Genomic DNA, 7,497 nt, shown 5'->3' with positions numbered 1-7,497 from the left:
AAGCAGTTTTTGCAACCCGCGGCAGCCACCCGGCTCCGAACTAGGTTTTTCTGTTTCAAAAGAACTCATTCGCATCAGCTCTCGCTGACAGCTTAGTTATAATAACACCACCAAAAGCAAAAGTCAACACCTTTTTTCGAATTTTCTTATTTTTAGAAAAATATAGTTAATTCTGTATATTCATTCTTTTATCTAGCTACTTGTTAAATGCAAAAAATCAACAGAAAACACTTTCTGTGACATCCTCCACCACCTGTAGAGGTGGGGGCTTCCCTAACCTCGGTAGGTTTGGTTCTCGTTCGATAGCACCAATGTGCTAAGCATAGGCGAGCTATCCCCGTGTGTCCCACGGTTTTATTATATTACGTTACGGTCATGCCACTACCAGCCGCATTCCCTCATTTCTGATATTAACAGCCGCATTTACATCTCTGTCGTGATGGGTTCCGCACTGCGGACAATCCCACTCTCTGACCGCAAGTTTTCTTGTCTCTGCGTTCCTGTAACCACAAACTGAACAAATCTGACTGCTGGCGAAAAATTTGTCCACCTTCACAAGTTTTTTACCCTGTTCCTCAAGTTTGTATTTCAAGAACCCTGTGAACATTCCCCACCCGTTATCTGAAACAGATTTTCCAAAGTTCAGCATCTGTGACATTGCTTTCATATCTAGGGATTCTATACATACACAATCATAAGCATTTGCTAGCTGCCTTGACAGCTTATGCAGAAAATCCTTTCGTTGACTGGAAACCTTTTCGTGGAGTTTTGCCACCTTGATTCTCTGCTTGCTACGGTTGTTCGAACCTTTCTGCATTTTGGAAAGTCTGCGCTGCTCCCTCACTAATTTTTCCTCTACATTCCTGTAATACTTCGGATATGCAGGTTCATTCCCGTTGCTGTCACGATATAATTCATGCATGGAAAAATCTAACCCCAGAAAACTCTGCATCTCTTTTTCCTGTACTTGATTTTCATACTCAAAAAGAATACTTGCATAATATTTTCCGCCTGGTGTCTGGCTTACTGTTACAGATTTTAATTTGTATTCTTTCGGAACAGCTCTGTGTTGTTTTAACCGGACTTGGCCGGCTTTCGGCAATTTCAAATATCCATTCAATATGGCAATGTTTCCGTTGATACAGATCGTTGAATAGCTCTTTTTATTCTGTTTTTTAGATTTAAACTTTGGAAAACCTGTCTTCGGCTGTTTGAAAAAATTCTGAAATGCCGTATCAAGATGCCGAAGCGATTGTTGTAATGCGACACTGTCTACTTCCCTCAAAAATGCGTATGCTTCTGTTTTCTTCATTTCAGCCATTTCTTTTGCACAAACCGTGTAAGTTACCGCGGTTTTGTCCTCCTCATACTGCCTGATTTTTCTGGCAAGCCAATGGTTGTACACCATTCGGACACAGCCGAACGTTCTGGCAAACAAAACTTTCTGCACATCATCGGGGTATATTCTGAATTTATATGCTTTGTTTGCCATGTTGGTCACTTCCTTTTTCGATCCGTTTGTCCCTGACTTTCAATGTATTTTTTGATTACTTCCATCGGGCACCGCCCGTTGTGAGCAGGCAAAAACTCTGGCTCCAGAAATGTTCTTTCCATAATTTTTGCTTTATCTGTGGAAATTCTTTTTTCAGAAGTCTGCTGCTTGCACTTTTATATGCGTTTATGAACTTGCTTATTTCTGTATTTGGATGCGCCTTGAAAAGTATATGCACATGGTCTTTATCGTGATTCCATTCTTCAAGGGTGATATTGTAATTTGGAGCAATATACGCAAAGATCTCTTTTGCCCTGCCGGAAATTGCGTCATCAAAAACCTGTCTGCGGTACTTAACCACAAGAACAAGATGATAGTGCAGCAAAAACACTGAATGTGCATTATTATCCAAATCCATTGTATTTCGACCCCTTTCTGCCATTCGACTGATTCTATTATACCATGATTAGAACCCACTATCAAGAAGGTAACGAACGCAATTCATCTCCCACCTTAGAGGTCGGAGTCTTCTTGCTGAAAGAGGATAAAAGTCCGTTTTCTGCTGACTTTTCTTCTTATTATTAGTCAAGCGGATATTCGCAATCCGTTTCGCTACTTGCTCATAACCAAATAACTGCTTCGCAGCTTATCAGGAGTGACTTGTACCACTCCTGATACAACAAGTCCCAACCCACTGCTTATTGCTCCACGCAATGGAAGCAGGGGACTTGCTTGATTCGATTAAATCACTTTCGTCGTCCACTCCGAGCAGTCCCATACGCTGGTTGCCAGGCCATCATAAAATTCCGGCTCATGGCAGACCATAAGAACAGTTCCTTTGTACTCTTTCAGTGCGTTTTTCAGCTCCTCTTTCGCGTCCACGTCAAGATGGTTCGTCGGCTCGTCGAGGACAAGGAGGTTAGTTTCGCGGTTGATGAGTTTACAGAGGCGAACTTTTGCCTGTTCTCCTCCTGAGAGTACACGCACCAGGCTTTCAATGTGCTGTGTGGTAAGACCGCATTTGGCGAGCGCTGCGCGGACTTCATACTGGGTATAGGATGGAAATTCTTCCCAGATTTCCTGGATACAGCTGTTGGTGTTGCCTTTTGGCATTTCCTGCTCGAAATATCCGATTTCCAGATAATCGCCAAGCTCCACGTCTCCGCCAAGGGACGGGATCAAACCGAGGATACTCTTTAAGAGTGTTGTTTTTCCGATTCCGTTGGCACCGGTGAGCACGATCTTTTCGCCACGCTCAATCGCAAAGGTCAGCGGTCTGGAGAGCGGTTCTTCATAGCCGATCACAAGTTCTTTTGCAGTCACAACGAAACGACCCGAAGTGCGCGCAGTGCGGAAATGAAATTCCGGCTTTGGTTTTTCTTTCGCAAGCTCGATCACATCCATCTTATCCAGCTTCTTCTGCCGTGACATAGCCATGTTTCTGGTTGCCACACGGGCTTTGTTTCGTGCCACGAAATCCTTCAGTTCACTGATCTCCTGCTGCTGACGGTTATAGGCAGCTTCCTTCTGCGCTTTTTTGACCGCATAAACCTCCTGGAAGTGATCGTAATCACCCACATAACGATTCAGCTCTTTGTTTTCCATATGATAGATCAGATTGACAACACTGTTCAGGAATGGAATATCGTGAGAGATCAGAATGAAGGCATTTTCATACTCTTCAAGGTATCGTTTCAGCCAGGTGATATGTTCCACATCCAGGTAGTTGGTCGGCTCATCCAAAAGAAGGATGTCCGGTTTTTCCAAAAGTAATTTTGCCAGAAGGACCTTCGTTCTCTGTCCGCCGGAAAGTTCGGTGACATCGCGTTCGAGACCGATCTCTTCAAGACCAAGCGCGCGGCCGATCTCTTCTATTCTGGAATCCAGAATATAGAAGTCATGTGCATCCATCATTTCCTGGATCACGCCAAGTTCCTCCATCATCTGATTCAGCTCGTCCTCGGAGGCATCGCCCATGGAATCGCAGATCGTGTTCATCCGCTCTTCCAACTCGTACAGCCAGGAAAAAGCGCTTTTTAACACATCACGGATCGTCATACCTTTTTCCAGAACGGTATGCTGGTCCAGATAGCCGACACGGACATTTTTTGCCCACTCAACCTTTCCCTCATCCGGCATCAGCTTTCCGGTGATGATGTTCATAAAGGTTGATTTTCCCTCTCCATTTGCGCCTACCAGACCGATGTGTTCCCCCTTTAACAGGCGGAACGATACATCTTCAAAAATCGCACGGTCGCCGAAGCCGTGGGACAGATGTTCTACATTTAAAATACTCATGCATAAATTCTCCTTCTTCTGTTGTATTGGAATTTTCCGATCTCCTGATCGTTTTCTTTTTCATATTATAGTCTGAATCATTATATAGGGAAATTCCCTCTTTTGGCAAGCTTTTTCTATACCTTCCCAGGCTTTTATCCCGTATCCGGAAAGTATCCTTTTCCGCAACAAAAAAGAAGAACTCCTTCGGAAAAAGGTTCTCCTCTCAGAATTCTTCTTTCTGTTTTTTGGTTCCAAAACCATAACCGTTTCGGAATTTTAAGAACATTTCTTTTTTTGTCCGTACACCCACTCCGAATACATTTCTTTTACGGATGGATACACATACTCCACAAGATACTGCGAGTTCTGCATTTCTTCACGCGTAGATTCGCCGGAAAGCACAAGGGCTGCAGAAACGCCCGCCATGTTGGCGCACGCAATGTCCGTATAGAGACGGTCTCCTACAAGAACAGCCTCATCGCGCGTTCTGCCTGTCATATCAAGTGCCATCTCAACCATCCGTATGCCTGGTTTTCCGATATAAGTCGGCATACGATGGATCGCATGACCGATCATCTCGCAGATGGAACCGCAATCCGGCACGTAGCCGAATTCAATCGGGCAAACATAGTCCGGATTCGTTGCAGCGTAATCGAGCTCCGGGCGCTCGGTCAACAGCCGACAGATATCCGTCAGTTTTTGATACGTCAGTTCATTGTCATAGCTCGCAAGCACACACGCAATTTCTTTTTTCTCCGGATCACGGGTGGTACACACACCGAAGCTCTCCAATTCCCGGATCAGAGAGTCCGTTCCCATCACATAGACGGGACGGGATCCATATTTCTGTTTCAGGTAATGAGCTGTCGCAACGGATGCTGTCAGAAAGTTCCCGCTTGTTGTCGGAATGCCCAGCTTTGCAAATTTTTTCCGGTAATCTGCTACGCTCATCGTCGTATTATTTGTGATAAACACATAATCTCCACCGTACTCGGACAGTCCGTTTAAAAACCGGTCTGCTCCCGGAATCAGACGGTTCCCCACGCAGATGGTTCCGTCGATATCCAAAAGGAACAGCTTTTTTTCTCCAATCGGTATCACTTCGCGTTGCGGCAGGAAACGGCCACATCCGGATAATTGGTGATGACTGCGTCAACACCGGCCTCCATCAGACGCTCGATCTCCGCCTTATCATTGACTGTCCACACATGCACCGCAAGATCGCTTTCCACATACTGCTGAAGAAAATCTGCCATCTGCACATGAAAGGTTGCCGGATGAAGAGCTCCTGTTCCGATTTTTTTCGCATAATTCACGACATCATAAATAATATCTGCGTAGAGGATGCCGGTGCTGGCTTTCGGATCCAGTTCCAGAATTTTTGCAATGCTGTAATGGTTAAAGGAAGAATAAATCACGCGATCCTCCATCTCCATCTCTTTTGTCAGCTCGAGTACCTTTTTTTCCAGGTCTTTATACCAGAAAATACCGGTTTTCAGCTCGACATTGATCGTCATTCCCGTTGGCTTTAATGCTTCATATACTTCGTGAAGCGTCGGAATTTTTACATCCTGATACTCCGGATGTGTCTTATTAAAGTTCAGGGTCTTTAATTCCGCAAGTGTATAATCTTTGACAAATCCGCTTCCGTCACTGACCCGGTCGATTTCTTCATCGTGGACAACAACCATCTCGCCATCTTTCGTCAGCTGTACATCCAGCTCCACACCGTCAGCTCCCTGCTCTGCCGCAAGAAGAAACGCTTCCAGTGTATTTTCCGGTGCATATGCGCTGGCTCCTCTGTGTGCCCATACTTTTGTTTTCATCTCGTATCTGTCCTCCATTTTCCGTTCCCATTTCCAAGCCTGTACTCTTTTCTATCTTTTGTCCCGGCTGCAGCTTTTTTCTTTTATCATAAACCCTGAAAATAAGTCAAGCGGATATTCGCAATCCGCTTTGCTACTTGCTCATAACCGAATAACTGCTCCGCAGTTTATCAGAAGGAGCTTGCACTCCTCCTGATACAAGCAAGTCCCCACCCACTGCTTATTGCTTCACGCAATGGAAGCAGGGGACTTACTTGATTCGGTTAAAAAAGCGGTACTGACTCTTTTGCATTATTTGGAGGCTTACTATAAATCCGGAAACACGCCGGATTTTTGTCTCCGACACATTTCCAGTCATATCTGAAAAATCATTTCCGTAACTCGGATCTTCCCCTTCATAGAAACCGTTCAAACACGCTTTGGGAACTCGTTTTTCTTCACTATAGGACGAAATCTTATTTTTGTAAAGCCTGTCTCTTATTCATTTACCAGATTATAGTCCTCGATGGAGCTGTTGATCTGGGAAGCCATCGATTCTACTGCTTTCTCCGGAGTCTCGTTTCCGTTGATCATATTCTCGATTTCTGTTTCCACAATCTGTCTTGCCTCCGGGAATACAGAGAGAAGTGCGCCGGCGTACTGCGGCTTGGAATCGTGCAGCTGGTCGATTGCTGTCTGGAACTGCGGATACTGTGCTACATTATCTTTAAAGGTCTGCTCCTCATCAGCAGCTGTTGTTACCGGGAAGTAACCCGTCTCGGCATTCCAGTATGCCTGAGACTCCGGGGAAATCAGGAATTTGATAAATTTCCAGGTAGCTGCTGCTTTCACATCATCGTTGTTGTTCAATGCCCAGAGAGATGCTCCTCCGATGGAAACACCGCCCTCATCGCCGTCCTTGATTGTCGGGAAATATGCGGTTCCAACTTCAAAGCTTCCGTTGATATCCTGTAAAATCTGTTTCAGGGATGCGGTAGAGCCAAGGGTGATCGCTGCTTTTCCGGAAGTAAAGTCTGTTGTTGCGGTATCACTTCCGGCACGGCCTACGTTTGGTGCAACGTCGGCATCATTCAGGGCTTTCCACTCATTTAAGATATTGAGTGCTCCGCCGTTAGAATCAAATTCAACTGCAATAGCAGCTGCATCACGGCCGTTTCCATTATCCGCATAGGAAAGTCCCTGTTTGCAGAGCCACTGTTCGAAATACCATCCATAGATGGAGAGTGCCAGCGGTTCACCGGCGCCACCCTTTGTTTTCAGATCATCACCGATAGCGAGAATCCCTTCCAGGCTTGTCGGAACTTCGGTGATACCTGCTTTTTCAAACATATCTTTGTTGTAATACAGAATCGGTGTGGACGAATTGAATGGCATGGAGTACAGCTCATTGTTTACCGTATAATAAGCAGCGATATTCGGCTCGATCTGGGAAATGTCATAGCCATCTGCATCAATCAGCTCCTGCATCGGGATGACCCAGCCGGAATCAATCATAAAACGGGTTCCGATATCATAAATCTGTACCAGGTCCGCTCCCATATTTCCGATCTGTGCACTTTTCAGTTTGTTAATCGTATCATCATATTCTCCCTGGTAAACCGCCTCAACGGTAATGCCATCGGTATTTTCTTCATTGAATTTATTGACAAGATAATCCATTGCCTCGCCATTGACACCGCCCATGGAATGCCAGAAGGTAATCGTGGTTCCCTTCGTATCCTGGTTTAAATCCGGTGCTTCTGCGCCATCTGCCGTACTTCCTGCCTCTGCGCTGGCTGTGGTTTCATCCGTTGTTGCACTCTGTGCCTCACTCGTTGTTTTTCCGCCTCCACATCCGGTAAGCGCCATAGCTGCCATAGAAGCCGCAAGAATCGATGCAATCACTTTTTTCTTCATTTT

The 7,497-nt window shown here is 45.4% G+C and carries 5 protein-coding genes and 1 pseudogene; all 6 read right to left on the bottom strand.

Features of this window, described 5'->3' with window-relative positions; translation table 11 throughout:
- Positions 1–373: 373 nt before the first annotated feature.
- The 6 genes and pseudogenes from tnpB to DXA55_RS09855 all read right to left on the bottom strand — a co-directional run bounded on the left by tnpB (position 374) and on the right by DXA55_RS09855 (position 7,494).
- Complete coding sequence (gene tnpB, locus DXA55_RS09880; RefSeq protein ID WP_117802548.1) at positions 374–1,492, bottom strand: IS200/IS605 family element RNA-guided endonuclease TnpB; 1,119 nt, start codon at positions 1,490–1,492, stop codon at positions 374–376.
- Positions 1,493–1,497: 5 nt separating this feature from the next.
- Positions 1,498–1,910: pseudogene (gene tnpA / locus DXA55_RS09875) on the bottom strand (IS200/IS605 family transposase).
- A 323-nt stretch (positions 1,911–2,233) separates the two neighbouring features.
- The gene (locus tag DXA55_RS09870) at positions 2,234–3,790 is read right to left on the bottom strand and encodes an ABC-F family ATP-binding cassette domain-containing protein (protein WP_117813999.1); all 1,557 of its coding nucleotides are present in this window, start codon (positions 3,788–3,790) and stop codon (positions 2,234–2,236) included.
- Between the two features lie 258 nt (positions 3,791–4,048).
- Positions 4,049–4,873 carry an HAD-IIA family hydrolase gene (locus tag DXA55_RS09865; RefSeq protein WP_242998463.1) on the bottom strand — a complete coding sequence of 275 codons (825 nt, stop codon included), beginning with the start codon at positions 4,871–4,873 and terminating at the stop codon, positions 4,049–4,051.
- Positions 4,870–5,598 carry a glycerophosphodiester phosphodiesterase gene (locus DXA55_RS09860; RefSeq protein ID WP_117814023.1) on the bottom strand — a complete coding sequence of 243 codons (729 nt, stop codon included), beginning with the start codon at positions 5,596–5,598 and terminating at the stop codon, positions 4,870–4,872. Before DXA55_RS09860 ends, DXA55_RS09865 begins: the two co-directional genes overlap by 4 nt.
- A gap of 477 nt (positions 5,599–6,075) precedes the next feature.
- The gene (locus DXA55_RS09855) at positions 6,076–7,494 is read right to left on the bottom strand and encodes an ABC transporter substrate-binding protein (RefSeq protein ID WP_117814021.1); all 1,419 of its coding nucleotides are present in this window, start codon (positions 7,492–7,494) and stop codon (positions 6,076–6,078) included.
- Positions 7,495–7,497: the final 3 nt, after the last annotated feature.

Origin of the sequence: Blautia sp. OF03-13, from assembly GCF_003460685.1 — a bacterium.
In the GTDB taxonomy this organism is placed as follows: Bacteria; Bacillota; Clostridia; order Lachnospirales; family Lachnospiraceae; genus Fusicatenibacter; species Fusicatenibacter saccharivorans.
This window is presented reverse-complemented; position numbering and strand designations above follow the sequence as displayed.

Excerpts from the sequence above, each read along its gene's own strand:
- tnpB (WP_117802548.1), bottom strand. The coding sequence starts at position 1,492 with ATGGCAAACAAAGCATATAAATTCAGAATATACCCCGATGATGTGCAG.
- DXA55_RS09870 (WP_117813999.1), bottom strand. The coding sequence starts at position 3,790 with ATGAGTATTTTAAATGTAGAACATCTGTCCCACGGCTTCGGCGACCGT.
- DXA55_RS09860 (WP_117814023.1), bottom strand. The coding sequence starts at position 5,598 with ATGAAAACAAAAGTATGGGCACACAGAGGAGCCAGCGCATATGCACCG.
- DXA55_RS09855 (WP_117814021.1), bottom strand. The coding sequence starts at position 7,494 with ATGAAGAAAAAAGTGATTGCATCGATTCTTGCGGCTTCTATGGCAGCT.